This is a genomic window from Streptomyces sp. SP18BB07, assembly GCF_036322545.1.
In the GTDB taxonomy this organism is placed as follows: Bacteria; Actinomycetota; Actinomycetes; order Streptomycetales; family Streptomycetaceae; genus Streptomyces; species Streptomyces deccanensis.
In genome coordinates, this window is sequence record NZ_JAQYWT010000221.1 from 19,398 (window position 1) to 44,387 (window position 24,990).

Annotated in this window: 26 protein-coding genes; 8 read left to right on the forward strand and 18 right to left on the reverse strand. The window is 71.2% G+C overall.

What is annotated here, in order from left to right:
* Positions 1–15: 15 nt before the first annotated feature.
* The 10 genes from PUR53_RS05010 to PUR53_RS05055 form a co-directional block, all read right to left on the reverse strand.
* Entirely contained in the window at positions 16–1,110 is a 1,095-nt protein-coding gene (locus PUR53_RS05010) for a CU044_5270 family protein (RefSeq protein WP_329907491.1), read from the reverse strand.
* The gene (locus PUR53_RS05015; protein WP_329895198.1) at positions 1,107–1,823 is read right to left on the reverse strand and encodes an RNA polymerase sigma factor; all 717 of its coding nucleotides are present in this window, start codon (positions 1,821–1,823) and stop codon (positions 1,107–1,109) included. Before PUR53_RS05015 ends, PUR53_RS05010 begins: the two co-directional genes overlap by 4 nt.
* Before the next feature lie 85 nt (positions 1,824–1,908).
* Positions 1,909–3,006 (reverse strand): c-type cytochrome biogenesis protein CcsB, encoded by a 1,098-nt coding sequence (gene ccsB, locus PUR53_RS05020; protein WP_329895197.1) that lies wholly within the window; start codon positions 3,004–3,006, stop codon positions 1,909–1,911.
* Positions 3,003–4,853 carry a cytochrome c biogenesis protein ResB gene (gene resB, locus PUR53_RS05025; protein ID WP_329907492.1) on the reverse strand — a complete coding sequence of 617 codons (1,851 nt, stop codon included), beginning with the start codon at positions 4,851–4,853 and terminating at the stop codon, positions 3,003–3,005. The genes ccsB and resB overlap by 4 nt, the downstream gene beginning before the upstream one ends.
* Before the next feature lie 4 nt (positions 4,854–4,857).
* Positions 4,858–5,643 carry a cytochrome c biogenesis CcdA family protein gene (locus PUR53_RS05030; protein WP_329895195.1) on the reverse strand — a complete coding sequence of 262 codons (786 nt, stop codon included), beginning with the start codon at positions 5,641–5,643 and terminating at the stop codon, positions 4,858–4,860.
* A 16-nt stretch (positions 5,644–5,659) separates the two neighbouring features.
* Positions 5,660–6,259, reverse strand: a complete 600-nt coding sequence (locus tag PUR53_RS05035) for a TlpA family protein disulfide reductase (protein WP_329895194.1) — start codon at positions 6,257–6,259, stop codon at positions 5,660–5,662.
* 65 nt (positions 6,260–6,324) lie between these two features.
* Positions 6,325–7,593 carry a hypothetical protein gene (locus tag PUR53_RS05040; RefSeq protein WP_329907493.1) on the reverse strand — a complete coding sequence of 423 codons (1,269 nt, stop codon included), beginning with the start codon at positions 7,591–7,593 and terminating at the stop codon, positions 6,325–6,327.
* Positions 7,594–7,825: 232 nt separating this feature from the next.
* Positions 7,826–8,500, reverse strand: coding sequence for a histidine phosphatase family protein (locus PUR53_RS05045; protein WP_329895192.1), 675 nt, complete (start codon positions 8,498–8,500; stop codon positions 7,826–7,828).
* Positions 8,497–9,816, reverse strand: a complete 1,320-nt coding sequence (gene hemL, locus PUR53_RS05050) for a glutamate-1-semialdehyde 2,1-aminomutase (protein ID WP_329907494.1) — start codon at positions 9,814–9,816, stop codon at positions 8,497–8,499. Before hemL ends, PUR53_RS05045 begins: the two co-directional genes overlap by 4 nt.
* Positions 9,817–10,441: 625 nt before the next feature.
* Entirely contained in the window at positions 10,442–10,690 is a 249-nt protein-coding gene (locus tag PUR53_RS05055) for a hypothetical protein (RefSeq protein WP_329907495.1), read from the reverse strand.
* Positions 10,691–10,903: 213 nt separating this feature from the next.
* Between PUR53_RS05055 and PUR53_RS05060 the strand changes: the two genes are divergently transcribed.
* Positions 10,904–11,341 (forward strand): hypothetical protein, encoded by a 438-nt coding sequence (locus PUR53_RS05060; protein WP_003974483.1) that lies wholly within the window; start codon positions 10,904–10,906, stop codon positions 11,339–11,341.
* A 93-nt stretch (positions 11,342–11,434) separates the two neighbouring features.
* Here PUR53_RS05060 and PUR53_RS05065 read toward each other — a convergent pair whose 3' ends face one another.
* Positions 11,435–12,259 carry a helix-turn-helix domain-containing protein gene (locus PUR53_RS05065; protein ID WP_329907496.1) on the reverse strand — a complete coding sequence of 275 codons (825 nt, stop codon included), beginning with the start codon at positions 12,257–12,259 and terminating at the stop codon, positions 11,435–11,437.
* 215 nt (positions 12,260–12,474) lie between these two features.
* Here PUR53_RS05065 and PUR53_RS05070 point away from each other — a divergent pair, with 215 nt between their 5' ends.
* The 3 genes from PUR53_RS05070 to PUR53_RS05080 all read left to right on the forward strand — a co-directional run bounded on the left by PUR53_RS05070 (position 12,475) and on the right by PUR53_RS05080 (position 15,298).
* The gene (locus PUR53_RS05070; protein ID WP_329895188.1) at positions 12,475–12,690 is read left to right on the forward strand and encodes a hypothetical protein; all 216 of its coding nucleotides are present in this window, start codon (positions 12,475–12,477) and stop codon (positions 12,688–12,690) included.
* A gap of 75 nt (positions 12,691–12,765) precedes the next feature.
* Positions 12,766–13,704 (forward strand): class A beta-lactamase, encoded by a 939-nt coding sequence (gene bla, locus PUR53_RS05075; RefSeq protein ID WP_443078039.1) that lies wholly within the window; start codon positions 12,766–12,768, stop codon positions 13,702–13,704.
* Positions 13,705–14,083: 379 nt separating this feature from the next.
* Positions 14,084–15,298 carry a pyridoxal phosphate-dependent aminotransferase gene (locus PUR53_RS05080; protein ID WP_329907497.1) on the forward strand — a complete coding sequence of 405 codons (1,215 nt, stop codon included), beginning with the start codon at positions 14,084–14,086 and terminating at the stop codon, positions 15,296–15,298.
* 24 nt (positions 15,299–15,322) lie between these two features.
* On the opposite strand, the gene PUR53_RS05085 is transcribed toward PUR53_RS05080, so the two are convergent.
* Positions 15,323–15,544, reverse strand: a complete 222-nt coding sequence (locus PUR53_RS05085) for a hypothetical protein (protein ID WP_329895186.1) — start codon at positions 15,542–15,544, stop codon at positions 15,323–15,325.
* On the opposite strand from PUR53_RS05085, the gene PUR53_RS05090 reads away from it, so the two are divergent.
* The gene (locus PUR53_RS05090) at positions 15,543–15,938 is read left to right on the forward strand and encodes a TOBE domain-containing protein (RefSeq protein WP_239756576.1); all 396 of its coding nucleotides are present in this window, start codon (positions 15,543–15,545) and stop codon (positions 15,936–15,938) included. The two genes, PUR53_RS05085 and PUR53_RS05090, sit on opposite strands and share 2 nt — an antisense overlap.
* Positions 15,939–15,968: 30 nt before the next feature.
* On the opposite strand, the gene PUR53_RS05095 is transcribed toward PUR53_RS05090, so the two are convergent.
* The gene (locus tag PUR53_RS05095) at positions 15,969–16,955 is read right to left on the reverse strand and encodes a phosphotransferase enzyme family protein (protein WP_329907498.1); all 987 of its coding nucleotides are present in this window, start codon (positions 16,953–16,955) and stop codon (positions 15,969–15,971) included.
* 61 nt (positions 16,956–17,016) lie between these two features.
* Positions 17,017–17,517 (reverse strand): ATP-binding protein, encoded by a 501-nt coding sequence (locus PUR53_RS05100; protein ID WP_329895184.1) that lies wholly within the window; start codon positions 17,515–17,517, stop codon positions 17,017–17,019.
* A 351-nt stretch (positions 17,518–17,868) separates the two neighbouring features.
* On the opposite strand from PUR53_RS05100, the gene PUR53_RS05105 reads away from it, so the two are divergent.
* Positions 17,869–18,639, forward strand: coding sequence for a transglutaminase domain-containing protein (locus PUR53_RS05105; RefSeq protein WP_329907499.1), 771 nt, complete (start codon positions 17,869–17,871; stop codon positions 18,637–18,639).
* Positions 18,640–18,764: 125 nt separating this feature from the next.
* Positions 18,765–19,313: a hypothetical protein gene (locus tag PUR53_RS05110; RefSeq protein ID WP_329907500.1), complete on the forward strand. Its 549-nt coding sequence runs from the start codon at positions 18,765–18,767 to the stop codon at positions 19,311–19,313.
* Here the strand turns inward: PUR53_RS05110 and PUR53_RS05115 are convergent.
* Positions 19,304–20,857 (reverse strand): HAMP domain-containing sensor histidine kinase, encoded by a 1,554-nt coding sequence (locus tag PUR53_RS05115; RefSeq protein ID WP_329895181.1) that lies wholly within the window; start codon positions 20,855–20,857, stop codon positions 19,304–19,306. The genes PUR53_RS05110 and PUR53_RS05115 overlap by 10 nt on opposite strands.
* A 12-nt stretch (positions 20,858–20,869) precedes the next feature.
* Positions 20,870–21,613 carry a response regulator transcription factor gene (locus tag PUR53_RS05120; protein ID WP_329895180.1) on the reverse strand — a complete coding sequence of 248 codons (744 nt, stop codon included), beginning with the start codon at positions 21,611–21,613 and terminating at the stop codon, positions 20,870–20,872.
* Between the two features lie 268 nt (positions 21,614–21,881).
* On the opposite strand from PUR53_RS05120, the gene PUR53_RS05125 reads away from it, so the two are divergent.
* Complete coding sequence (locus tag PUR53_RS05125; RefSeq protein WP_329895179.1) at positions 21,882–23,174, forward strand: glycosyltransferase family 4 protein; 1,293 nt, start codon at positions 21,882–21,884, stop codon at positions 23,172–23,174.
* A gap of 26 nt (positions 23,175–23,200) precedes the next feature.
* On the opposite strand, the gene PUR53_RS05130 is transcribed toward PUR53_RS05125, so the two are convergent.
* Together PUR53_RS05130 and PUR53_RS05135 are read right to left on the reverse strand one after the other, a co-directional pair.
* Positions 23,201–23,800: an FMN reductase gene (locus PUR53_RS05130; protein WP_329895178.1), complete on the reverse strand. Its 600-nt coding sequence runs from the start codon at positions 23,798–23,800 to the stop codon at positions 23,201–23,203.
* A complete protein-coding gene (locus tag PUR53_RS05135; RefSeq protein ID WP_329907532.1) occupies positions 23,797–24,915 on the reverse strand; it encodes an LLM class flavin-dependent oxidoreductase in 1,119 nt (372 codons plus the stop codon). The genes PUR53_RS05130 and PUR53_RS05135 overlap by 4 nt, the downstream gene beginning before the upstream one ends.
* Positions 24,916–24,990: the final 75 nt, after the last annotated feature.

The following is a 24,990-nucleotide window of genomic DNA, read 5'->3' on the forward strand; positions in this document are numbered from 1 at the left end:
CGATCACGGTTGCCGCTAAGGCCGTTCGCTGACCCGGTCGACCACCGTGCGTTCCAGGACCGCCACCGACGAGACGAGGTCACCCGCTTCGAGCGTGTCGCAGGAGTCGGCCGGAGGGTCGAGCTTGACGGTGTCCGCGGCGAGGAAGGCCAACGTCCGCATGTGGAAGAGCAGTTCGTGCCGGGTGGGCCCGTGGCCGCGATCCTCGGGCCAGTTGCCCTCAAGGCCGACGGAGATTCCCGTACGGCCCGCCGCGTCGACGGACCCCTCGTACACGGTCAGTCCCGGAATCCGCGCGACGGCCCGGTACAGCGCGACCTCCACCTTCGGCGGCAGCAACTGCTCGGCGAGCAGCGTGGACGCCTTGTCGAAGGCCTTCCGGTCGGCCGACTTCGCGCCGGACGCCCGCTCGTCGCCCTTCAGCCCGTACAGGTAGCGGTACATCTCGTCGACGTCGGTCGGCAGTCCGTCCTCGACCTCCCGGAAGAAGTTGACGCCGTTCTCGGCGGGCTGCTTGGGCACGGACCACTCCTCCACCTCGCCGTCCGGCCCACGCCCCCGGTACCGCCCGGTGTGCTGCCCGTCCACCGACGACCAGAACTCGCGCACGCCGTAGGGGTACGCCTCCAGGGTCATGGGGCAGGGCATGTCGTTCTTCTCGGAATCCATCTTCCAGTGGTAGTCGTCCCGTTCGGTGTAGACGAACTGGTCGTCCCGTACCTCGGGCAGGCTCCGCTTCGCGGCCGCCTTCGCCACCTGCGCCAGCAGATCGGCCGCGCTCTCGTCGCTGCGCGTGGCCTCGCCCCGGCGCCGGCCGTCGGAACTGTCCGCATGTGTCGTCAGCGGCCCGGCCGCCTGCTGGGTCACCGCGGCGCCCATCACGACCGCGACGGTCAGCGCGGCGGCCACGGCGGGCCCCACGAAGGCGGGCCGCCGCCAGAGCGCGGTACGCGGCCGTACGACCGGGGTCTCGTCGCCGTTCTCGATCTCACGCATCAGCTGCTCCCTGAGGACACGATGACGGCCCGGGGGGAGGTCCCGCTCGACGGCGGCGGGGACGCCGGCACCGGCCGGCTCGTCCTCGTCCCGGGGGGACGGGTTGTCGTTCACGGGTTCCCCTCCTGGATGGGCCCGGCCACGGAAGTGCGGCCGCCTCTTGTCTGTCCTCGGCGGGCGTCGGGTTCCCGGGCGTCGGGTTCCCGGGCGCCGTCCGCTCCGGCGCCCTTCGCCCCGGCACCCTGGTCCCCCGCGCCCCGTTCCCCGGCCGCCAGCTGTGCGGCGAGTTTGGCCCGGGCGCGGGAGAGGCGGGAGCGCACGGTGCCGACGGGGATGCCGAGCGCCTCCGCGGCGGCCGCGTAGTCGAGGCCGCCCCACGCGCACAGCGCGAGCACCTCCCGTTCGGGCCGCCGCAGCCGGTCCAGCGCCGTGCGCACGGCCCGCAGATACGCCTGGTCGTCGAGGTTCCCGGCCACCTCGTCGGCGAAGTCCCGCACGGACTCGGGTCTCGGCAGCCGTGCCACGGCGGCGGCATGGCGCCGTCCGGCCCGACGGGTGTTGCGGGCCACGTTGGTGGCGATGCCGAGCAGCCACGGACGCGGCGAACCGCCCTCCGCGTCCAGCCGCCCCCGTAGCCGCCACGCCTCCAGGAAGGTCAGCGACACGACATCCTCCGCCGTCGACCAGTCCCCCGTCAGCCGGTAGGCATGGTTGTAGACCGACCGCGCGTACGCGTCGAAGACCTCCCCGAACGCCTTGGCGTCCCCGTCCCTGATCCGCGCGCGCAACGCACGCCGGTCCCCCGTGTCCCCGTCATTCGTCTCCACGTCCTCCCCCTGTCCGTACGCCGAAGGCCGGTTCCCGTGACCCACGTCACAAGAGAACCGGCCTTCGGTGTGTTCCTCGGCGGACTCAGCCGACGTCGGCGTAGGAGTGCTTGCCGCTGACGAAGATGTTGACGCCGTAGTAGTTGAACAGCCAGCAGGCGAACGCGGCGAGCGCGATGTACGCGGCCTTGCGGCCCTTCCAGCCGGCCGTGGCACGGGCGTGCAGGTAGGCGGCGTAGCACACCCAGGTGATGAACGACCAGGTCTCCTTGGGGTCCCAGCCCCAGTAGCGGCCCCACGCGTCGCCCGCCCAGATCGCGCCCGCGATGATCGTGAACGTCCACAGCGGGAAGACGGCGGCGTTCACGCGGTACGAGAACTTGTCGAGCGAGGCCGAGGCGGGCAGCCGCTCCATCACCGAGCTCGCGAACCGGCCGGGCCGGCCGCCGCTCGCGAGCTTGCTCTCGTAGGAGTCCTTGAACAGGTACAGGATCGTGCCGACCGCGCCGACGTAGAACACCGCGCCGCAGAAGATCGCCGTCGAGACGTGGATGTACAGCCAGTACGAGTGCAGGGCGGGAACCAACTGGTCGCTGGCGGTGTACAAGACAGTGACGGCGAGACCGAGATCGAGGAGGACGGTCGTGATGAGCGGCAGCCCGAGCCAGCGGACGTTCTTCTTCAGCGCGAGCAGCGCGAGGTACACCCCGACGGCCACGGTGGAGAAGGTGATGTTGAACTCGTACATGTTGCCCCACGGCGCCCGCTGCACCGAGAGGGCCCGGGTGAGCACCCCGCCGAACTCCACGAGGAAGGCGAGCACCGTGAGGGACACGGCGATACGGCCGTAGAGGTCGCCCTGCTCGTCCCCGCCGTGGGCGCCGGGCCCGTCCGGCACGTCCCGGGAGCCGGTGGCGGCCCGCACGACCACCTTCGGCCGCTCCAGCACGGACGTCCCGCCGGCCGTCTTCACCGTCACCGCGGGCGCGTCCGCCTTCTTGGTCGCGGCGGCACCGCCCTCGGCGGTCAGCGCGGCGGCCGTACGGCCCACCTTGCTCCGGCTCCCGAAGAGCCACTCGGCGATGTAGGCGAAGAAGGCCAGGGTGTACACGGCCATCGCGGAGTAGATCAGCGTATTGCTGAGGTTCGCGAGGTTTTCGTTGCTGGCGGCGGCGAGAGTCACTTCTCAGCCCCTTCGGAAGGTACGGCTGGGGGTTGGGGGGTATCCGGGCCCGCACTACCTGCGGGCAATCGGGCCGCTGGGGCGGCACGGGTGGGCGCAGCGGCACCCGGCAAGCGCCGGTCAGCGTCACCGCCCTCAGGCTCATCGGCAGCGGATGGCTCACCGTCCGACTCGGGCTCGGCGGCAGTGGGCGCCTCGGCGTGCACGACCGCCGCCAAGTCACCCAGTTCCTCGGGCACCTTCGCCGACTCACTGCGCCCAAGGCCCGCCATCTCCACGACGGTGACTCCGTCCGGCCCGGTCACCGCCCGCACCCACACCCGGCGGCGCTGGACGAAGAGGGACGCGGCGAGCCCCAGGATCGCGGTGACGGCTCCACCGAGCGCCCACCCACTACCGGGCTGCTGGGTGACCTGGAAGCCGGCCCACTCCTTCACCCCGTCGAAGGTGACCGTGCCGTTCCCCCCGGGCAGCGTCATGGTCTCGCCGGGCTTCAGGTTCTCCCGTACCTGCGCGCCCTTGGAGTCCTTGTACGACGTCAGCTTCCGCTTCTCCAGCCGGTACACACTCTGCGGCACACCCGAGTCGACCCCGAGATCGCCGTGGTAGGGCTCCAGGTTGAGCACGGGGTTGAGCAGCGCGGGGAACTGCGAGACGACGGCCGTGTCGGCACCGCCGTAGGACGGCAGGAAGAACGCCTGGAAACCGAGCTGCTCCCGCTTCCCCTCGGCGTTGGTGTAGCCGTCCATGACCTTGATCGCGCCGGAGGAGGTGACATTGGAGTCCAGCGGCAGCAGCGGCGCGGCATCGCTGAAGACGACCTTGCCCTTGCCGTCCCGCACCGTGATCACGGGCGCGTAGCCGTGGCTGACCAGGTAGACCTTGGAGTCGCCGATCTCCAGCGGCTTGTTGACCTCGATCTTGGTCGACCGCTGCTTGCCGTCGGCGCCGACGGTGTAGTCGATGTACGCCTCGTAGATCCGAGGCGTGCCCTTGTTCGGCCCGCTCACCTCGTAGGTGCCGCGGAAGTTCTTGAGGTCGAAGCTGAAGGCGTTGAGGTCCTCGGCGGTGAAGAGGTTGCCGGACTTGAAGTCGTCGTACTGCGTGAGGACGTTGGCGAAGCCGCCGCCCTCGACGATCAGCTTGTTGCCCTCGGACCGGTAGAGCTGGCCCCAGGCGAAGGCGACGAGCATCACGATCAGGGCGACATGGAAGGCGAGGTTGCCCGCCTCCCGCAGATAGCCCTTCTCGGCGGCGACCGCGTCGCCGACGAGGTGCGCGCGGAACCGACGCTTCTTCAGCGCCCTCAGTGCCGCCTCGCGGACCTGCTCCGGCTGGGCCTCGGTGCGCCAGGTCGCGTAGGCGGGCAGGCGGGTCAGCCGCTTGGGGGCGCCCGGCGGGCGGCCGCGCAGCTGGCCCACGAACTGCCAGGTGCGGGGCACGATGCAGCCGATGAGCGAGACGAACAGCAGGATGTAGATCGCCGAGAACCACACCGAGCTGTAGACGTGGAACAGCCCGAGCTTCTCGTAGATCGGCCCCAGGGTGTCGTGCCGCTCCATGAAGTCGGCGACCCGGGTCTCGTCCTGCCCGGACTGCGGGATCAGCGAGCCGGGGATCGCCGCGAGCGACAGCATGAACAGCAGGATCAGCGCGACCCGCATCGAGGTCAGCTGCCGCCAGAACCAGCGGGCCCACCCGAGCGCGCCCAGGGCGGGCAGGTTGGGCGCGTCCTCCTGCGGAGCGGTGGACAGCTGAGATCCGGCGGCACCGAGGTCGTTGTCGTCGGCGGCCGCGCCGCCGCGGGGTGCGGTCTTCTCGCGGTTGCCGGAGTCGGTCGTCGTCATTGGCTCAGATCCCAGGGGTGAAGCCGGAGGACCAGACCTGCATCTCCTGAACGATGCGGTCCCAGGCGCCGGTCAGCATGAGCAGTCCGATCGTGATCATCATGCCGCCGCCGATGCGCAGCACCCACGCGTAGTGCCGCTTGACCCAGGCGAAGGCGCCGAGCGCCTTGCGGAAGGCCACTGCGGCGAGCACGAAGGGCAGGCCCAGCCCCAGACAGTACGCCACCATCAGCAGGGCGCCGCGACCGGCGCTGGCCTGTTCGAGGGCGAGGGCGTTGACCGAGGCGAGGGTGGGTCCGATGCAGGGCACCCAGCCGATGCCGAAGAGCGCGCCGAGTATCGGGGCGCCCACCAGACCGGTGGTGGGCCTGGTGTGGAAGCGGAACTCGCGCTGGGTGAACCAGGGCATCAGCCCCATGAAGAACAGGCCCATGGCGATCATGAGGACGCCGAGCACCTTGGTGAGGATGTCCTGGTGCTCCAGCAGGGTCCGGCCGAAGTAGCCGAAGAGCGCGCCGCTGGAGACGAACACGAAGGTGAACCCGAGCACGAACAGCCCGGCGCCGGCCACCATCCGGCCGCGGCGGGCGTCGACCAGGTCGGTGCCGCCGACTCCGGTGACGTACGACAGATAGCCGGGCACCAGCGGCAGGACACAGGGCGAGAAGAAGGAGACGAGCCCGCCGAGGACGGCGATCGGCAGCGCCAGCAGCAGGGCCCCGTTGAAGACGGTCTCGTTCAGCTCGGCGGCGCTCGTGGTGAGCGCGGCAGCCAGCACCTGATCGGACATTCCCGACACGGTCACGTCACTTCTCCGCGAGGATCGGCTTGAGCATCTTGCGCAGCTTCTCCTCGCTCAGCGCCTGCTGCGTGCGCGCCGCGAGCTTTCCCTCCCGGTCGATGACCAGGGTGGAGGGGATCAGCTGCGGGTTGAGCGAGCCCTTCTCGAAGCGCAGCAGCAGCTTGCCCGTGGGGTCGTACAGGCTCGGGTACTCGACCTTGTACTGCTCCTCGAAGGCGACCGCGGGCCGGGTGCTGGTGTCGCGGGTGTTGATGCCGACGAACTGCACGCCCTGGTCGGCGAGGTCCTCGGAGACCTTCGCCAGGTTGGGCGCCTCGGCGCGGCACGGCGCGCACCAGGAACCCCACACGTTCAGGACGATGATCTTGCCCTGGTAGGCGGAGAGGTCGAGCTGTTCGCCGTCGATGGTCTTCCCGGAGAGGTCGGGCGCGGTGTCCCGGTCCCCCTTCTTCACCGTCGCGATCCCGTCGGATCCGGTGATGAACCCGGCCTGACCGCCACCGCCCTCGATGCCTCCGCCCGCGCAGGCGGAGAGCGTCAGCGCCAGGGCGGCGGCCCCGGCGGAGAGCAAAGCGGCACGACTACGGCTCGTACGGACACTCATGTGAAAAGTTTCGCATGCCCGTTTCGAGGGCTTACGGCGGGGTCGGCGGCCCCCTTGTCCGCAGGTCAGGCGGCCGAGCCGGCCCCCAGGAACTCCTTCCACCCACCCGTCGGCCGCTGTCCCACACCGAGGGTCTGGAGCTTGGCGAGCACGTCCGGCGTCTGGGCGTCGATCCAGTCCACGAACTGCCGGAAGGAGACGATCCGTATCTCCCCGTCCCTGGCCTTCTCCTTGGCCCGCGCGATGTGCTTGAGGGCCTCCTCGACGGCGTCCATGTAGACCCCGCCGTTCCACTCCTCGAAGTGGTTGCCTATGAAGAGGGGCGCGCGGTTCGTCTCGTACGCCCGCTGGAACCCGGCGACGTACGCGCCGGTCGCCTGGGTGCGGTAGGCCGGGTAGTTGGCGGGCGGGGCCTGGGTGGAGTTCTGGGACTGGTTGTACATGATGTTGTAGTCCATGGAGAGCACCTCGAAGCTCCGCCCGGGGAACGGCACGGACTGCAGGGGCAGGTCCCACAGGCCCTGCTTCTTCTTCGGCCAGACCTGGAGGCCGCCGGGCGAGGAGGAGTCGTAGCGCCAGCCCAGCTCGCGCGCGGTGGGCAGCAGGTTCTCCTGCCCCAGCAGACATGGCGTCCGCCCGCCGACGAGTTCCTTGTCGTAATCGAACGGCAGGGGCTCGACGTCCGTCCACCCGCTGTTGGTCTTCCACTCCTTCACGAACGCCTTCGCCTGGTCGATCTCGTCGCGCCACTGCTTGGGCGTCCAGTTGCCGACCGAGCCGCTGCCGCCGCAGAAGTGGCCGTTGAAGTGGGTGCCTATCTCGTGCCCGTCGAGCCACGCCGTCCGCAGGTGTCCCAGCGTCGACTTGATGTGCTCGTCCGTCAGATAACCGATGTCGGAGGCGCCGGGCGCGTTGTTCGGCGGAAGGTACACGCGCTTCTTCGACTCGGGGACGAGATAGATCCCGGAGAGGAAGAACGTCATATGGGCGTCGTGGTCCCGCCCGGCCTTGAGGAACCGCTCGAAGAGGCCGTTCCCGACGTCTCCGGCCCCGTCCCAGGAGAAGACCACGAACTGCGGCGGCGTCTCGCCGGGCGCCAAGGCCCGCGGCTTCTCCGGCTGGTTCGGCTGCTTCCCCGTGTACGAGGTCGACCCGTCACCCAGCGGCTTCGCCGTCGTCCCCGGCTTCTTCCTCCCCGAGCCCTTGCCACCGCCACCGGCCCCGCCGGCCTCGCTCGGTGTGCCCCCGAGCCCCGTACCGCACCCGGTCAGCCCCAGCCCGGCCGCCGCCCCCGCGCCGAGCCCCAACACTCCCCTTCGCGACAGTTCGCGCATTACGTCCCCCTTGGTCAGCTCACGCACCAGTTCACGCGAAGCACACCGTTTTAGAGGGATGCCAGGAAGCGACGGTTCCTTTTGATCTCGGACGAACAAGAATCTTTTAGGGCCGCTGGTAACCGCGCCCCTTCAGGGGCGCGGGGAACTGCGCGAGAAGCCCCACCGGACCCGCAGTTCCCCCACAACCCCAGCCGACCAGTAACCAGTAACCGGCCCCCAAGCGGAGCGCTCACGCACCGAAGGCCTTGTCCTTGCCCTTCACCGCCTTCGCCCCCGCCAGCAGATGCGGCGGCACCAGATCCCGCGCCGGCTCGCTGTAGCCGACGGAAACGATCCTGTCGCCCTGGTACGTGAACGTGGTCAGCGACGCGAGCGTGCACTGCCGCCGCCGCGGATCGTGCCACAGCCGCCGCTTCTCGACGTACGACCGCACGATCCAGATCGGCAGCTGATGCGAGACCAGCACGGCCTCGTGCCCGCGCGCCGCGTCCTTCGCCGCGTCCAGCGCCCCCATCATCCGGACGACCTGGTCGACGTATGGCTCACCCCACGACGGCTTGAACGGATTGACCAGGTGCTTCCAGTTCTCCGGCCGCTTCAGCGCGCCGTCGCCGACCCCGAAGGTCTTGCCCTGGAAGACGTTGTCCGCCTCGATGAGCCGCCCGTCGGTGGCGAGGTCGAGCCCGTGCGCCTTGGCGATCGGCGTCGCCGTCTCCTGTGCCCGCTCCAGCGGGGAGGCGACGACGTGCGTGATGTCACGCGGCGCCAGGTGCTCGGCGACCCGGTCGGCCATGCGCCGCCCGAGATCGGAGAGGTGGTACCCGTGCAGGCGCCCGTAGAGGATCCCGTCCGGGTTGGCGACCTCGCCGTGCCGCATCAGGTGGACGACCGTGATGTCACTCATGCTGCCGAAGCCTCCGCTGCTGCCCGCGCCGCCGCCGGAAGGGCGTCGGCGATCCGCTGAACCGCCCGCTCGTCGTGCGCGGTCGACACGAACCACGACTCGAACGACGACGGCGGCAAGTAGACGCCCTGCGACAGCATCGAGTGGAAGAAGGCGTTGAAGCGGTACGACTCCTGCGCCTTGGCCTCCTCGTAGTTCCGCACGGGCGTCTCCGTGAAGAACACGGAGAACATGTTGGAGGCGTTCTGCAGCGTGTGCGCGACGCCCTCCTTGCTGAGCGCGTCGCCGACGAGCCCCTGGATCTGGACGGACACCGCGTTCACGGTGTCGTACGCCGCCTCGTCCAGCAGCCGCAGCTGCGCGAGTCCGGCGGCCGTCGCGACCGGGTTCCCGGAGAGTGTGCCGGCCTGGTAGACGGGCCCGGCGGGCGCGAGGTACGCCATCACGTCGGCGCGGCCGCCGAACGCCGCGGCGGGGAAGCCGCCACCCATCACCTTGCCGAAGGTCATCAGGTCCGGGACGACCCCGTCGATCCCGAACCACCCGGCGCGACTGGTCCGGAACCCGGTCATCACCTCGTCGGAGACGTACAGCGCGCCGTTCTCCGCGCAGACGTCCTTGAGCCCCTGGTTGAAGCCCGGCAGCGGCGGCACGACGCCCATGTTGCCCGGGGAGGCTTCGGTGATCACGCACGCGATCTCGCCGGGGTGGGCGGCGAAGGCGGCGCGTACGGCGTCGAGGTCGTTGTAGGGCAGGACGATGGTGTCGCCGGCCTGGGCGCCGGTGACGCCCGGGGTGTCGGGGAGCGCGAAGGTGGCGACACCGGACCCGGCGGCGGCGAGCAGCGAGTCGACGTGACCGTGGTAACACCCGGCGAACTTCACGACCTTCGCACGGCCGGTGAAACCGCGGGCGAGGCGGATCGCCGACATGGTGGCCTCGGTCCCGCTGGAGACCAGCCGCACCTGCTCCAGCGGCCCGACCCGGCCCACCATCTCCTCGGCGAGCGCGACCTCGCCCTCACCGGGCGTACCGAAGGACGTGCCGCGCGAGACGGCGTCCTGGACGGCGGCGATGACCTCGGGACGGGAGTGCCCGAGGATCATGGGACCCCACGAACACACAAGATCTACATACTCGCGGCCGTCGGCGTCCGTCAGATACGGACCGGTACCGGACACCATGAACCGGGGCGTACCGCCCACGGCGCGGAAGGCGCGCACGGGAGAGTTCACGCCGCCGGGCGTGACGGCCGCCGCGCGCTCGAAAAGAGTCTGCGAAACTGGGGCTTCGTACGGATAGCTCACACAGGCCATGGTGTCAGAGGCTCCGAAGATCCTGCCGACTGGTGTTTGCGCGCACGTTTCGGCGAGCGGTCGCGGGGGAGGTCACTGACACGATGATCGGGTTGCGCGGCGGGGGTCACGCGGCCCAGAAATGCGTTCGGGTGGAGATATGCATCGCGGTGGCGGACTGGGCGAGGGGACCGGTGACCTCGGTCCTCGTCGTGCCCGGCGGGGCAGGCACCGGCGCGAGGCGGAGGAGGCCGCGGAGACACGGCAGGAGCGGGGCGGGTCGACCGAGCGGAGCGCGCCGGGCGAGGTGAGCGGGCCGGCCGGGCCGGGCTCGCAGGCATCGTCCCCGGGTCCGCAGGGTGCGCCGCCGGTCCGTCCGGTGGGACCGCCGACGCCGCCCGTGCCGCCGCTTCCCTCCGTACCGCCGCCGCCCGTGGGGTCGCCGGGGTCACAGCCCCCGTACGCACCGCAGGAGCAGCCGGGCGTGTACGGTCCGCAGGGTGCACACGGCACACACGACCCACTCGACCCCCTCGCCCCGCGCGACTCCTTCGACGCGCGTGACGCGCGCGGTTCGCGGGACCAGCGGCAGGAGGCCCAGCCCCGCTCGCGTCGCCGACGCGGCGCGCAGGGCGACACCGACCGTTCACAGCCCGGTCCCGGCTCCGCTTCTGGTTCCGGCCCCGGCCCCGCTTCCGGTTCCGACCGGATCGAGGGTGGAATCGACCGAGGTGAGGGCGGACTCGACCGGTCCGACACCGGCCTCGGCCGGTCCGAGGACGGTTCCGATCGAATCCCGCCCGGTGGCTCCGACCGGATCCAGAGCGGTGGCTCTGAGCGGATCGGGCGGCGCAGCCGTATGGACGGTATGGACCGTATGGATCGTGCCGATCATGTGGATCGTGTCAATCGTGTGGACGGAATGGATCAGACGGACCGGATGGACCGGCCTGACCTGGTGGATCGCAGGACGCGCGCGGAACGCAGGAGCCGCGCGGACCGCAAGGACCGTACGGACCGCATCGAGAGTGCGGACCCCACGGGCCGTGTGGAGGGCCTGGACCACGTGGTCAACCGGCTCCGGGCGGGGAGCGGGAATGGTGGTCGGGTGGGGGTGACGTACAAATACTTCGGCGCGCCCGACGGCGCGACCGCGGCCCGCGTCCCGATCTCGATGCGCCCCGAGGAACTCGGCGGCGACGAGCTGGGCATGAACGGCATGTTCACCAAGATCAAGCCGGAGACGATGGCCGCGATGGTGCTGACCGGCATCGAAGGCGTCCCCCTCCACAAGGTGCCCCCGCTCGAACTGGTCGTGCTGCACCCCGACTACGCGGTCGTGAAGCTGCCGATGACCGTCGTCGACCCGCTGCGCGGCATCGGCGAGGAGGCGGTCGGCGCGGCGGCGTTCATCTGGTCGACGGTCCCGGACCGCGGCGGCCCGCGCGACGCGTTCAACGTCTACCAACTGCTCCACGAATGGCAGGACTTCAGCCACCGGTTGCACGAGGCGGGACACCAGCCGTACTGCCTGGTCTGGCCCTGACCAGGGCCGAGACCGAGCCTCCGTGAACTGCGGGCGGGGTTCCTGGAACCCCGCCCTCGTCATGTGCCGGGGGCACTCGGTGACGGCGAGGGGTCAGGGTCCCTGTCGCGCCACGTACTCGTCGAGTGGCTGCAACGCGCCCCAGGACTGGTCGAAGATGGACGCGTAGTGCGCCAGGAAGACCGGGCCTTCGACGCTGAGCCCGGCGAGTTGCTGGCGGCCGGCGCCGGAGAAGGAGAGAAAGGTGACCGAGTCGTCCAGGAGTCCCGTGTTGTGCCAGGAGCAGGAGTTGTTCCAGGACATCACCCGTGCCTCGTAGGCGTACACGTCCCTGACCTCCGCCTGGTGCTCCCGCAGCCAGGCCAGATAGGAGGGCACCGGCGCGCCGTTCCGCTCCGGGACACCGATGATGCGCCGGACGCTGGCGGACCCGTCAGCGTGCTCCCTGGCCCACTGCAGCACGGTCTTGTAGTAGGCGTCCGCCTCCGAGTTGAGCCACTGGCCGGGCGGATGGACCCGTACGTAGGTCAGCCGGATCTCGCGGCGCGCAGCGCGGATGGCGGTCGCCGCGGCCCGGTAGAAGGAGGGGGCGTCCGGATAGCTGACCATGTCGGCCCGCAGGGTCCTCGGCGGGGTCTCGGGCGTGTGATGCTTCAGCTCGTCCAGTTCGGTGCGGACGAGCCGCCAGAGTTCCTTCCAGCGCGCCCAGTCGCCATCCAGGGCCATGACCAGGCGCCGGGTGACCGTCTCGCTGGGCAGGCGACGGCCGTTGAGCGCCTCGGAGACCGTCGCCTGACTGCACTGGGCCCGTGCGGCGATCGTCTTGAGCTGCGGGTCACCGGCCGCGATGCGCAGCCGTCGTAACTCGGCGGCGAACCGCCGCACCGGCGGCAGCGCGCCGCCCGGGTAGCCATCCACGATTCCCCCCATGCGACGGACACCAACCGGATGGCCGAGATGATTGCACCCCGCCCACCAGCGGCGCCGAACTTCACCGAATTCCACTGAAGAAGGCCGAAATTCTGGTCCTCTTCCCGGCACATCGGGGCCTGTCGGATTTCCTGGACCCGTCGGCGGACCTGCCGGTCGAATGGAGGTCAGCTCAACCGGAGTCCACGAAAAAGGGAGAGAACGTGCCGATCGATCTCGCGGCGTCACTTCGCCGCCACCATGTGACCTTTCTCGCCGTCCTCGTGATCGGCATCGTCCTCATCATCGTCTGCGGCGGAGCGTCGCGGGTCGCCGCGTTCTACGTGGACTGCGCGCTCGGCGTGGCGGGTCTGCTCAGCGCCTACGCGCTCGCACCCGGCCGGCACCGGCGTCCTGTGCGCCGACGCCGCCGCCCATGACGGAACCTGGTGGGAGGCAATGGCGTCTTCGCGAGTCGGACAGAGATCACGACGACCGGTACGGAGACGACCTTGGTGACCACGAGAACACATTCCCGGCCCCTCCCTCGCCGTCGCACGGTGCTCGGCCTCGGTGGGCTGGTGGGGGTGGGCGCGATCGGCGCGTTCGGTTCCGGGGCGGCGTACGCCTCGGCCGGCACCGGCGGGGCGGGGCTCTCCCGGCAACTGGCGGAGCTGGAGCGGGAGTACGCGGCGCGGCTGGGGGTCTACGCCCATGACACGGCGACGGGGCGCACGGTGGCGTACCGCGCGGACGAGCGGTTCCCCCTGTGCTCGGTGTTCAAGACGCTCGCCGCCGGGGCGGTGTTACGGGACCTCGACCGCGACGGTGAGTACCTCGCGAAGCGGATCCACTACACGAAGGAGTACGCCGAGGCCGCGGGCTACAGCCCGATCACGGGCACGGCCGCGAACGTCGAGGCCGGCATGACGGTCGGGGAGCTGTGCTCCGCCACGGTCTCGCACAGCGACAACGGGGCGGGGAACCTGCTGCTGCGTGAGCTGGGCGGGCCGAGCGCGATCACCCGCTTCTGCCGCTCGCTCGGCGACCGGACGACCCGTCTCGACCGCTGGGAGCCGGAGCTGAACACGGCGGAGCCATGGCGGACGACGGACACGACCACGCCTCGGGCGATCGGCGGGACGTATGCGCGGCTCCTCCTGGGCCGGGTCCTGCCGGACGCGGACCGGGAACTGCTGACCGACTGGCTGATCGCCAACTCGACCAACGTCCAGCGGTTCCGGGCCGGCCTGCCCGCCGACTGGACGCTCGCGGACAAGACCGGCGGTGGGTCGGCGTACGGAGTCGCCAATGACGTCGGCGTCGTGTGGCCCCCCGACCGCCCGCCCTTGATCCTGTCCGTCCTCTCGACGAAGCACGACCCCGCGGGCCCCACGGACAACCCGTTGGTGGCGAGGACAGCGGGCCTGGTGGCCGGGGCCCTTACGGCGTAGCCGTCCGCCCGCCGCGGGCGCACTGCCGTGCCGGCGCGTGCGGGACGACGGTGCCTCATGGGTTTGGGGGCGGGGTTCGTCGGCGGGCGCGGGCTGGTGGGGCTTCTCGCGCAGTTCCCCGCGCCCCTGAAAAGCAGGGGCTGCGCCCCGTGCTTTTCAGGGGCGCGGGGCCGTGGTCTTTCAGGCCCGCAGGGGCCTGATGCTTTTTTTCAGGCCCGCAGGAGCCTGATGCTTTTAGGGGCGCGGGGAACTGCGCGAGAAGCCCCACCGGACCCGCAGTCGCCCACGGACCCGCACCCCCCGACCCATGGGGCGCTCACCTGTCCGAACCTCGGTCCTCGCTGGCCTCCGGGACCCCCCGGGCCGCAGCATGGGCCGTATGAGCAACACGAGCAGCAGTGCGGGCAGCGCGGGCGGGGTACGGGTCTCTCGGCGGGCCCGTGCCGTCGCGCCCTTCTACGCCATGGAGTTCGCCAAGCAGGCCGCCGCGCTGACCGCGCAGGGGCACGACGTCGTCAAGCTCAGCCTCGGGGAGCCGGACTTCGGCGCACCCCCGGCCGTCGTGGAGGCGATGCGGGAGGTGATGGACGGGCGGCCGATGAGCTACACGGCGGCGCTCGGACTGCCCGCCCTGCGGGAGGCCATCGCCGGCTTCTACGGCGACCGGCACGGCGTCGAGGTCGACCCGGGCCGGGTCGTCGTCACGGCGGGCGCCTCGGCCGCGCTCGTGCTGGCCACCGCCGCGCTCGTCGACCCCGGCGACGAGGTGCTCATCGGCGACCCGTCCTACCCGTGCAACCGCCAGATCGTCGAGAGCTTCGGCGCCGACGTCACGCTCGTGCCCACCACCGCCGCGAGCCGGTTCCAGCTGGACGCGGCGGCGGTGCGGGCGCACTGGACCGACCGTACGCGCGGGCTCATGGTGGCCACCCCGTCCAACCCGACCGGCACCTCCGTCCCCGCCGACGAACTCGCCGCCCTCTGCGACCTGACCCGCGAGCGGGACGCGTGGCGCCTCGTCGACGAGATCTACCTCGACCTCGGCGACCACGACGAGCGGGGCCGCCCGCCGCGCAGCGCGCTGTCGTACGACCCCGGTGCCGTCGTGATCAACAGCTTCTCGAAGTACTTCGGGATGACCGGCTGGCGGCTCGGCTGGTGCGTCGTCCCCGAGCCCCTCGTACCGGCCCTGGAGCGTCTCGCCCAGAACTACTTCCTCTGCGCCTCCGCCCCGGCCCAGCACGCCGCGCTCGCCTGCTTCACCCCCGAGTCCCTGGCGGTGTGCGAGGCGCGCCGGGTGGAGTTCGGCGAGCGGCGGGCGCTCGTCCTGGACGGGCTGGCACGGATCGGGCTGCCGGTCCCGGTGCCGCCCGACGGCGCGTTCTACGTCTACTTCGACGTCAGCGGGACGGGCCTGACCTCCTGGCAGTTCTGCGAGCGGGCGCTGCGGGAGGCGCACGTGGCCCTCACGCCCGGCCGGGACTTCGGCACGCACACCGCCGACACCCACGTCCGCCTCTCCTACGCGGCCTCGTCGGACGAACTGCGCGAGGGGATCGCCCGGTTGGGGAAGTTCATGACCTCGCTGCGGTGAGCCTGGAGGGCGAGGGTCGGGGGCTCAGGGGGTGGGTGCCCCTCCCTTGTCGGTCGAAGAGCTCGCCGTCGATCCCTCCAGGTCGTCCCGGTGCCCCGGGACGACCTGGAGGGATACGGTCAGCGCGATCATGGGGGCCGGCTTGCGGGTGACGGCCGCGCGGGCGACGGCGTACGGCACCGTTGGCGGGCGGCGGCGGGGTGCGCTGAAGCGTATGCGCGCGGACCCGCATATCTTGGCGCCCATGCAGTCCTACACGATCGGGCAGGCCGCGCGGCTGCTCGGGGTCAGCCCCGACACCGCGCGGCGCTGGGCGGACGCGGGCCGGGTGGCGACGCGGCGCGACGAGAGCGGGCGTCGGCTCATCGACGGGAGGGACCTCGCGGCCTTCTCGGTGGAGCTGGCCTCGGACACCGCCGACGAGGCCGACGCCCCGTACACCTCGGCGCGCAACGCCTTCCCCGGCATCGTCACCGCCGTGAAGCTCGGGGACGTGGCGGCCCAGGTCGAGATCCAGGCGGGCCCGCACCGCCTGGTCTCGCTGCTCACCCGGGAAGCCGTGGAGGAACTGGGCCTGGAGGTCGGCATGGAGGCCACGGCCCGGGTGAAGTCCACGAACGTCCACATCGACCGGACGTGACCGCCGCCCCGCTCGCCCGAGGAGGGCCGGTCACCACTCGAGGGCCAGGGTCTCCACCAGCCGGGAGACGGCCACGGGGTCCGGCAGCCTCCCCTTTCCCAGCAGCTCCACGACCTGACCGTTCGCGAACTCCCGCTGTTGCGGGGTCACCTCCGGATCGATCGCGCACTCGGCCTGGACCCGCAGATAGTTCAGATCCGTCGCGAAGAGCATGGAGAAGGACTCCATGCCCTTGACGACCCCGGGTCCTCCGGCGTCCAGATAGCCGCGCACCAGCCGCCGGGCGTCGTCGGCGCGGAAGTCGTTACCACCGGCCCACACATGGACGGCACGGGCGAGTTCACGTGCCGCCGAGACGGGTCCGGCATTGTCCCAGTCGAGCAGAGAGGGCCCGGACGGACCGACCAGCACGTTCTGCGGCCGCATGTCGAGATGGGAGATCACGGTGTCCCCGCCTCCGGCCGGAGTGACGTGACGCGCCAGTTCCTCCGCTTCCGTGGCCGCGAACCGCTCCAGCGCCGCAGCCCACGGCACCCCGGCCCGCCGTACCCCCTCGCACACCCTTGCCCACTCCTCCGCCCCGGGGCACCGCTCGTACCAGCCGTTCGGTGTCTCCGCGGTGCCTTCCCCGGCCCGGTGCAGCAGCGCGAGGGTCCGCCCGCACCAGGTGAGCAGCTCCGGATCGCGGGGGTCCCCCTCGCTCCCGTCCACCCAGCCGTACACCTTCACATACGCCCCGCCCATCGGCTCCGGGAGCCGCGACACATAGGCCCCGTCCCGGTCCGCGAGGAACCTCGGCGCCGAGATCCCCAGTTCCTCCGCCGCGTTCCGCAGCCCGGCCTCCCGAGCCACCTGTTCCTCGTCACACCCGAACAGCAGCTCCTTGACCGCCCACACCCCACTCTCTCCGGACAGCCGCCAGATCTGCCCCAACGCCCCCCGGGCTGCAGGCGCCATCTCCCACGCTCCGCCGCCCAGCCCGTACACATCCGCTATGAACCCGGCCCTGCTCCGCATACAGCCATCCTCCAGTCGACCCGGCCATGTCATACGCGAACCCCACCGGCCGCAAACGGATTTACGCGGGAGCCCGGCCCGAGCGTCTGGTCAGGGACGCGCTCGGTGCCGCCAGGTCGAACCAGACCGCCTTGCCGTCGGGGTGGACGAGGCCGCCGCCGTTCGGGAGGGCGGCGGCGGTGCCCCAGTGGCCCTCGGTGAGGGCGTCCACGAGGTACAGACCGCGCCCACCCTCCTCCCAGCCGCCGGGGGTCAACTCCCTTATGACCGGCGGGCTCTCGTCACCGTCGTAGACGATCACCCTGACCCGCCAGGTCTCCACCGCGAGCCAGAGAACCGATCCTCCACCTTTGGCGTGCACACAGGCGTTCGTGACCAGTTCGGAGGTGCACAGGGCGGCGGCGTCGACCAGGGCGTCCAGGCCGAGCGCGCGCAGGACGCTGGTGACGAAGTCGCGGGCGATGTGCGGGGAGCTGTCGAGGGGCGGACAGAAGAGCGTGTACGTCGTCGCTCCGGGCGAGAGCCGGGTTGGGGCGGGGCGGCCTGGGGCAGTTTCGGTCATGGGTGATCAACTCCGTTGCGACGAGAAGGGCTTGCTCGGTCCCCACCGCGCCGGTGACTCCTCGCGGGATGCGGGAGAAATGCACTTCAGTAATCAAACGAGCACTCTCCGTGAGCGCAGGAATGACCGTAGTCGGCGTGTTCGCGCCGCCGCAATGGGGTCGGTGGAAGTACTACGAAAGCGCGTCGTCGACGCCGCATGAGCCTCGGCCCGACCCTCACCCAGAGTGGCCCGCGCCCGGTCGGGCCGTCGTGTGATGATGAGCCGAGGGCGCCCGCAGGGGACGGGCGGCGTTCCCCCCCGCGAGGGGGAACGGGCAGGAAGCGGAACGGGGACGGGGACGGGACCGCCATGACCAGTCGGCTGCTCATGTCGTACAACGCGCAGACCAAACGGGCCGGGGTGCCCGCCAGGGAGCCCGACCGCGTGGCCGGGTCCACGCGGGCCACGGCGATCCTGGACCACGACGATCCCCGGGTGGGGGCACTCGCGCGCCGGGTGGAGAGCGAGGCGACTCCGCGTGACGCGCTGCGCTCCGCGCACCGGATCATCGCCCGGCACGTCCGCCCGGTGTACTCGGTCGAGGACGGCCGCCCGGTGTCGCGGACCCTGCGGCTCGGGCGCGGCTCGTGCAGCCAGCGGATGGCGGCGCTGGAGGCGGTCGCACGCGCGGTCCGGGTGCGGACGCGGGTGCGCGGACTGCTCGTGGACGGGACCTACTGGTATCCGCGCTTCCCCCGGCTGAAGCCGTTCGTCCCGGAACAGGTCCTGCTGGCCTGGCCGGAGTTCAGGATCAGCGGCGCGTGGGTGCCGATCGGCGAACTCTTCGAGGCCGCCGCGCCCGCCTCCGGCGGCAACGGCAACCGCGACGGCTTCACGAACAAGGGCGGCGAGACCCTCTTCGACGCGGTCGCCCGTACCGGTGTGCGCTGGGACGCCTGCGGGACGGCGTCGGCCGCCGCCTGCGACCTGTCCGCCCAGGTCGTCGCCGACCTCGGCCACTTCGACGACCGCGACGAGCTCTTCGCCCGCCACGGCCAGACTCTGTGCTGGACGGCCCGCACTCTCAGCGAACCGGTCCTCGGCCGCTGGAGCGCGGGAGCGACCCGACCGACCGCCTGACGCCCCCTCGGGAAGCCCGCGACCGGTCACACGGTCACGGAATGGCCACCCCTCCCACACTTCCCCCACATCCGGCCCCGCCGGGCACTACGGTCACTCCACCCGAAACACCCAGGGGGGACGAGATGACCAACCCGTACGCCGGCGCCACGCCGCCCACACCGCCCGTACCGCCCACGCCGCGCCCGCCCGACACCCGCCCGCTGCACAAGCGCGTCCTCGTGTGGATCGGCGGCGCGGGCCTGCTCATAGCGGGCTCGGTGATCGGTTCGGCGGGGAACGACGGGCAGGAGGCCGTCCAGGCCGCCACCAAGCCCAGAGCGACCGTCACCGCGACCGTGACGGCCACGCCCGAGCCCGCTCCGACCGTCACCGAGACCGTCGAGGCCAAGGCGAAGCCGCGCCCCACCGTCACGGTCACCAAGACCGCCACCGCGAAGGCGGCCGAGGCCGACACCAGTGACAGCGGCAGCGGCAGCGGCAGCGGCAGCGGCAGCGGCAGCGGCGGTCAAGAGGACCCCGGCACCTGCTCGATCGTCTCCAACTCCGGCAACTGCTACTCGGCGGGACAGTTCTGCCGGAACAGCGACCACGGGGCCGTCACCACCACCGAGGACGGCACGGAGATCAAGTGCGCCTACAGCTCGAACGCCTGGCGCTGGACCTACGCCTGACCCGACGGACGATCGCCCCCGTCCGCCCCCCGCACCGTGAACCCGGTGACCAACCCCCCGCCCTCCCGTCGGAACGCGAACGGGGCGCCCTCGTGGGCGGACGCCACGGCTCGGACGATGGAGAGGCCGAGGCCCGAACCGGGCAGGCTGCGGGCGTCGGGGGCCCGGTAGAAGCGGTCGAAGATGCGTTCGAGATCGCAGTCGGGGACACCGGGGCCCCGGTCGAGGACCTCGACGCGCACGATGCCGGAGTCGTCACCGGGTTCGCCCGGACCGGCGAGTCCGCCGAGGTCGCCGTGGTCCCCGAGCTCGCCCAGTTCGCCCAGCTCACCGAGGGCCCCCGCCGACCCCCGGGCGACCACGACCTCGATCACCCCCGAACCGCCGCGGTCGAACTTCGCCGCGTTCTCCACCAGGTTGGAGATCGCCCTCTGGAGCGCGCCCGCCCGTCCCTCGACGGTCGTGTCCCCGGCCACCCGGACGACGACCTCGCGTCCGGTGCGTCGGCGCGCGGTCCCCGCGACGTCCTCCGCGAGGTCGGCCAGCTGCACCCGCTGCACCGGCTCGGTGCTCGACTGCCCGGCCGCGAGGTCGACCAACTCGTTGACCAGGTCGGTCAGTTCGAGGGCCTCCTGGGAGAGGTCGTCGACGAGCTCCTCGCGCATCCGGGGCGGCAGTTCGTCGATGCGCCGGAGCAGCGAGATGTTGGTACGGAGGGAGGTGAGCGGGGTGCGCAGCTCGTGGCCCGCGTCCTGCACCAGCCGCCGCTGGTCCTCCTCGGACTGGGCGAGGCGGACCAGCATCCGGTCGAAGGAGCGGCCGAGCCGCCCCACCTCGTCCCGGCCCGCGACCGGCACCTGGATGCCGAGGTGCCCGGTCCGGGCCACGTCCTCCGCCGCGCCCGCAAGCTGCACCAGCCGCCGGGTCTGCCGCCGCGCGAGCCACCACCCGAACAACCCGGCCGAGATGACGACACCGGAAACGAACAGCAGGGTCCGCTGTTGCAGTTCCCGCAGCAGGTCCTCCGTGTCGCTGAACTCCTGCGCGACCTGCACCGCTCCCCGGCCGCCGCCGAGCGCGACGGTCACCACGCGGTAGCGGTCGTTGCCGACCTCGACCTCACCGTGCTCGACCGTCACTCCTGCCAGTGCCGCGTCGGCCGTACGGCGGTCGGCGTCACGGACGGGCAGGCCGGGAGCGCCCTTGTCGAGGATCTCCCCGTGCGGGCCGAGCACCTGGACGTCCGTACGGCCGGAGCGGATCAGGTCGTCGCGCGGGCCGCCGCTGTCGCTCGGCGCGAAGTCCTCCGGCGTCAGCGGATCCTGCACCACCAACTCCCGCAGATCACGCACGACTTCGGCGAAGACGGTCTGCTCGTCGACCCGCACCAGCCGCGCCGCCGCGCTGTAGCTGAGGATCCCGACGAGGACGGTGACGACACACGCCACCGCCACGAACGACACGGTGAACGTGGCCCGCAGCGAGGGCACCGGCTTCAGCCGGGAGAGCAGCCGGGACACCCGGACGCCACGGGGCGGCGGCATCGCGCGCCGCCCTCAGTCTTCCCGCAGCGCGTACCCCACACCCCGCACGGTGTGGATCAGCGCGGGCGCCCCGGGCTCGTCGAGCTTGCGGCGCAGATAACCGACGTAGACGGCGAGGTTCTTGGACCCGGGCCCGAAGTCGTAGCCCCAGATCCGGTCGTAGATCGTCGCGTGGTCGAGGACGATGCCGGCGTTGCGGACGAGCAGTTCGAGCAGGTCGAACTCGGTCCGCGTCAGCTCCAGTTCCCGCGCCCCGCGCCACGCCCGCCGCGCCTGTACGTCCATGCGCAGCCCGGCGGCCGTGAGGTGACCGCCGGTGTCCGGGGCCGCGCCGGCGGACGAGGACGGGGCAGCCGCCGAAGGGGCCGGCGCCGTGAACCCGTCCGCACTGCCCGTCCGCCGCAGCAGTGCCCGCAGCCGCGCGAACACCTCTTCCACGTCGAACGGTTTGACGACGTAGTCGTCCGCGCCGGCGTCGAGACCGGCGATCCGGTCGGCGGTCTCCACGAGCGCGGTGAGCATCAGGATCGGCGTCCTGTCCCCCTCCGCGCGCAGCACCCGGCAGACCTGGAGGCCGTCTATGCCGGGCATCATCACATCGAGCACGAGCACGTCGGGCCGGTTGCGGTGCGCCTGGGCGAGCGCCTCGACGCCGTCGGCGACCGCCGTGACCTCGTACCCCTCCAGGGTCAGCGCGCGTTCCAGGGCATGGCGGATGGCGCGGTCGTCCTCGGCGAGCAGCACGTTCTGGGGCACCCCACCAGTCTGCCAAGGTCACGGGCCCCCACCACCTCGTCGGAGACGCCCGACCGCCCTTCTTACCGGCCTCTCACCCCGACCGCGCGTCGGACTTACTCCTCCGGAGCAGCGTGTCCGTGTGACACCTCTCCGCACGGGAACCCGAGCAGAGCGAGCAGATGGAGTACAAAGGGTCCGAACCATCTCCAAACCGGATGACAGACGCGACACCTCACATCCGTGACATCCACAACCGCATCGCCGAGGCCGTCGGGAAGGTAGTGCTTTGAGCCGCCGCAAGAAGATCGTGTTCCTGCTGCACAACGCGTACGCCATCGGCGGCACCGTCCGTACGACGCTGAACCTGGCGTCGGCGCTCGCGGACCACCACGACGTGGAGATCGCCTCGATGGCCCGCCACCTGGACGAGCCCCGCTTCACGGTCGACCCGCGGGTCCGGCTCGTGCCCCTGGTGGACATCCGCCCGTACAGCCCCGACCTGCGCGATCCGGCCCAGGCGCAGCCCGCGACGGACTACCCGGCCGAGGACAAGCGGCACCGCCAGTACAGCCGTCTCACCGACCTCCGGGTCCGCGCCTACCTGGCCGGCTGCGACGCGGACGTCGTCATCGGCACCCGCCCCGGCATCAACGTCTACGTCTCCCGGTTCGCGCCCCGCCGCGCCCTGCGCATCGCCCAGGAACACCTGCGCCACGACGCCCACACCAAGCAGCTGCGCAAGGTCCTCGCCCGCCACTACCGCACCCTGGACGCGGTCGTCACGACCACGGCGGCGGACGCGGCGGTGTACCGCGCACGGATGAAACTGCCGGGCGTACGGGTGATGTCGGTGCCCAACATCGTCCCGGAGGCCACGGTCGCCCCGTCGGACGGCACGGCCCCCGTCATCGCGGCAGCCGGCCGCCTCGCCCGCGGCAAACGCTTCGACCTGCTCCTGGAGGCGTTCGCGAAGATCGCCCCGAAGGAACCGGACTGGCAGCTGCGCATCTACGGCGGCGGCAAGCAGCAGGGGCGCCTGGAGACCCTCATCCAGGACCTCGGCCTCACCGACCGGGCCCATCTGATGGGCCCGCACACCCCCATCGAGGAGGAGTTCGCGCGGGCCTCCCTCGTCGTCAGCGCCTCCGACGCCGAGTCCTTCGGCATGACCCTCGTCGAGGCCATGCGCTGCGGGGTCCCCGTCGTCAGCACCGACTGCCCGCTGGGCCCCGCCGAGATCATCACCGACGGCGTCGACGGCCGCCTCGTCCCGGTCGACGACCCGCACGCCCTGGCCGACGCCCTCCTGGACCTCACCGCGGACCCCTCCCTGCGCCGCGCCATGGGCCGAGCCGCCCTGGCAAGCGCCCACCGCTACGACCCGGCCCCCATCGTCAGCAAGTACGAGCACCTGTTCGCAGAGCTACACGAAACGAAGCTCCAACGCACCTGGGAACGGAGCTCGACGAGGGCGAAGGGCTGGCTGCGACGGAGGGTGCGCGCCTGGAAGACGGCAACACCCGCGCCCTTCAGGGGCGCGGGGAACTGCGCGAGCAACCACAAACAACCCGCGGCCTGACGACACCCGCGCCCCTACGGCGAATCTCAGCCCTGAAGCGCAGCCAACTGCTCCTCAAAGGGAACGACAACGAACCCCTCGGGCTCGACCGGCTCGACAGTCACCCGTCGGGGCAGCCCAGTCATCAACGCGGCCAACTCCGATCCCGCCCGCTCGATCCGCCCGGCGAGCCCCTCCGCCCCCCAGTCCTCCGACGCGGCGTACACCCCCGTAGGCACGACAACAGCCCGCAGATACGCGAACAACGGCCGCAGCGCGTGCTCCAGCACCAACGAATGCCGAGCCGACCCCCCGGTCGCGGCGATCAACACCGGCTTCCCGGCCAGCACGTCCCGGTCCAGCACATCGAAGAAGGACTTGAACAGCCCGCTGTACGACGCCGAGAACACCGGCGTCACCACCACGAGCCCGTCGGCCCCCGCCACCGCGTCCGACGCGGCGGCGAGCCGCCGACCCGGGAACCCGTTCGTGAAGTTGTGCGCGATCTCCACCGCGAGGTCCCGCAGTTCGACCACCTCGACCTCGACCGACGCATCCCGCGCGACCACGGCGGCGGCGAGGCGGTCCCCCAACAGCCGCGTGGACGAGGGCACACTCAGCCCGGCCGAGACGACGACGAGCTTCACGCCACACTCTCCTTCTTCTCCGCGCCCTTCTCTGCCGCGTCCTTCTCCGCCGCGTCCAGCAGCGACCCGTGGGTCGGCGCGTCCGGCACGTCCGCCGGGCGCCCCTTCGCGAACTCCTTCCGCAGCACCGGCACGACCTCCTCGCCGAGCATGTCGAGTTGTTCGAGGACGGTCTTCAGCGGCAGCCCCGCGTGGTCGACCAGGAACAGCTGCCGCTGGTAGTCACCGGCGTACTCGCGGAACGCCAGCGTCTTCTCGATCACCTGCTGCGGCGACCCGACGGTGAGCGGCGTCTGGTCGGCGAAGTCCTCCAGGGAGGGCCCGTTGCCGTACACCGGCGCGACATCGAAGTACGGCCGGAACTCCCGTACCGCGTCCTGCGAGTTCTTCCGCATGAAGATGTGTCCGCCGAGGCCGACGATCGCCTGCTCGGGCGTGCCGTGCCCGTAGTGGGCGTACCGCTGCCGGTACAGCTCGACCATGCGCTGGGTGTGCTCGGCCGGCCAGAAGATGTTGTTGTGGAAGAACCCGTCGCCGTAGTACGCGGCCTGCTCGGCGATCTCGGGCGAGCGGATGGAGCCGTGCCAGACGAACGGCGGTACGCCGTCCAGCGGGCGGGGCGTGGAGGTGAAGCCCTGGAGCGGCGTGCGGAACTTGCCCTCCCAGGTGACGACGTCCTCGCGCCACAGCCGGCGCAGCAGCGCGTAGTTCTCGATGGCGAGGTTGATGCCCTGCCGGATGTCCTGGCCGAACCACGGGTACACCGGCCCGGTGTTCCCGCGCCCCATCATCAGGTCCACCCGCCCGTCGGCCAGGTGCTGGAGCATCGCGAAGTCCTCGGCGATCTTCACCGGGTCGTTGGTGGTGATGAGCGTCGTGGAGGTGGAGAGGATCAGCTTCTCGGTGCGCGCGGCGACGTAGCCGAGCATGGTCGTCGGCGACGACGGCACGAACGGCGGGTTGTGGTGCTCACCGGTGGCGAAGACGTCGAGGCCGACCTCCTCCGCCTTCAGCGCGATCGCGACCATCGCCTTGATGCGCTCGCGCTCGGTCGGCGTCCGGCCCGTGGTGGGGTCCGGCGTCACATCACCGACGCTGAAGATCCCGAACTGCATCATCGCTGCCACCCTCTCCAGGTTGTTTACGATTCAACTATACCCATGAACGAGGACCCCCTCTCCACTATTCCT

Excerpts from the sequence above, each read along its gene's own strand:
- PUR53_RS05030 (WP_329895195.1), bottom strand. The coding sequence starts at position 5,643 with ATGTCCGATCAGGTGCTGGCTGCCGCGCTCACCACGAGCGCCGCCGAG.
- PUR53_RS05100 (WP_329895184.1), bottom strand. The coding sequence starts at position 17,517 with ATGACCGAAACTGCCCCAGGCCGCCCCGCCCCAACCCGGCTCTCGCCC.
- PUR53_RS05040 (WP_329907493.1), bottom strand. The coding sequence starts at position 7,593 with ATGCGCGAACTGTCGCGAAGGGGAGTGTTGGGGCTCGGCGCGGGGGCG.
- PUR53_RS05085 (WP_329895186.1), bottom strand. The coding sequence starts at position 15,544 with ATGGGCGCCAAGATATGCGGGTCCGCGCGCATACGCTTCAGCGCACCC.
- resB (WP_329907492.1), bottom strand. The coding sequence starts at position 4,853 with ATGACGACGACCGACTCCGGCAACCGCGAGAAGACCGCACCCCGCGGC.
- PUR53_RS05055 (WP_329907495.1), bottom strand. The coding sequence starts at position 10,690 with ATGATCGGCACGATCCATACGGTCCATACCGTCCATACGGCTGCGCCG.
- PUR53_RS05045 (WP_329895192.1), bottom strand. The coding sequence starts at position 8,500 with ATGAGTGACATCACGGTCGTCCACCTGATGCGGCACGGCGAGGTCGCC.
- PUR53_RS05135 (WP_329907532.1), bottom strand. The coding sequence starts at position 24,915 with ATGCAGTTCGGGATCTTCAGCGTCGGTGATGTGACGCCGGACCCCACC.
- PUR53_RS05095 (WP_329907498.1), bottom strand. The coding sequence starts at position 16,955 with ATGCGGAGCAGGGCCGGGTTCATAGCGGATGTGTACGGGCTGGGCGGC.
- PUR53_RS05035 (WP_329895194.1), bottom strand. The coding sequence starts at position 6,259 with ATGAGTGTCCGTACGAGCCGTAGTCGTGCCGCTTTGCTCTCCGCCGGG.
- PUR53_RS05105 (WP_329907499.1), top strand. The coding sequence starts at position 17,869 with ATGACCAGTCGGCTGCTCATGTCGTACAACGCGCAGACCAAACGGGCC.
- PUR53_RS05110 (WP_329907500.1), top strand. The coding sequence starts at position 18,765 with ATGACCAACCCGTACGCCGGCGCCACGCCGCCCACACCGCCCGTACCG.
- PUR53_RS05115 (WP_329895181.1), bottom strand. The coding sequence starts at position 20,857 with ATGCCGCCGCCCCGTGGCGTCCGGGTGTCCCGGCTGCTCTCCCGGCTG.
- hemL (WP_329907494.1), bottom strand. The coding sequence starts at position 9,816 with ATGGCCTGTGTGAGCTATCCGTACGAAGCCCCAGTTTCGCAGACTCTT.
- PUR53_RS05080 (WP_329907497.1), top strand. The coding sequence starts at position 14,084 with ATGAGCAACACGAGCAGCAGTGCGGGCAGCGCGGGCGGGGTACGGGTC.
- PUR53_RS05090 (WP_239756576.1), top strand. The coding sequence starts at position 15,543 with ATGCAGTCCTACACGATCGGGCAGGCCGCGCGGCTGCTCGGGGTCAGC.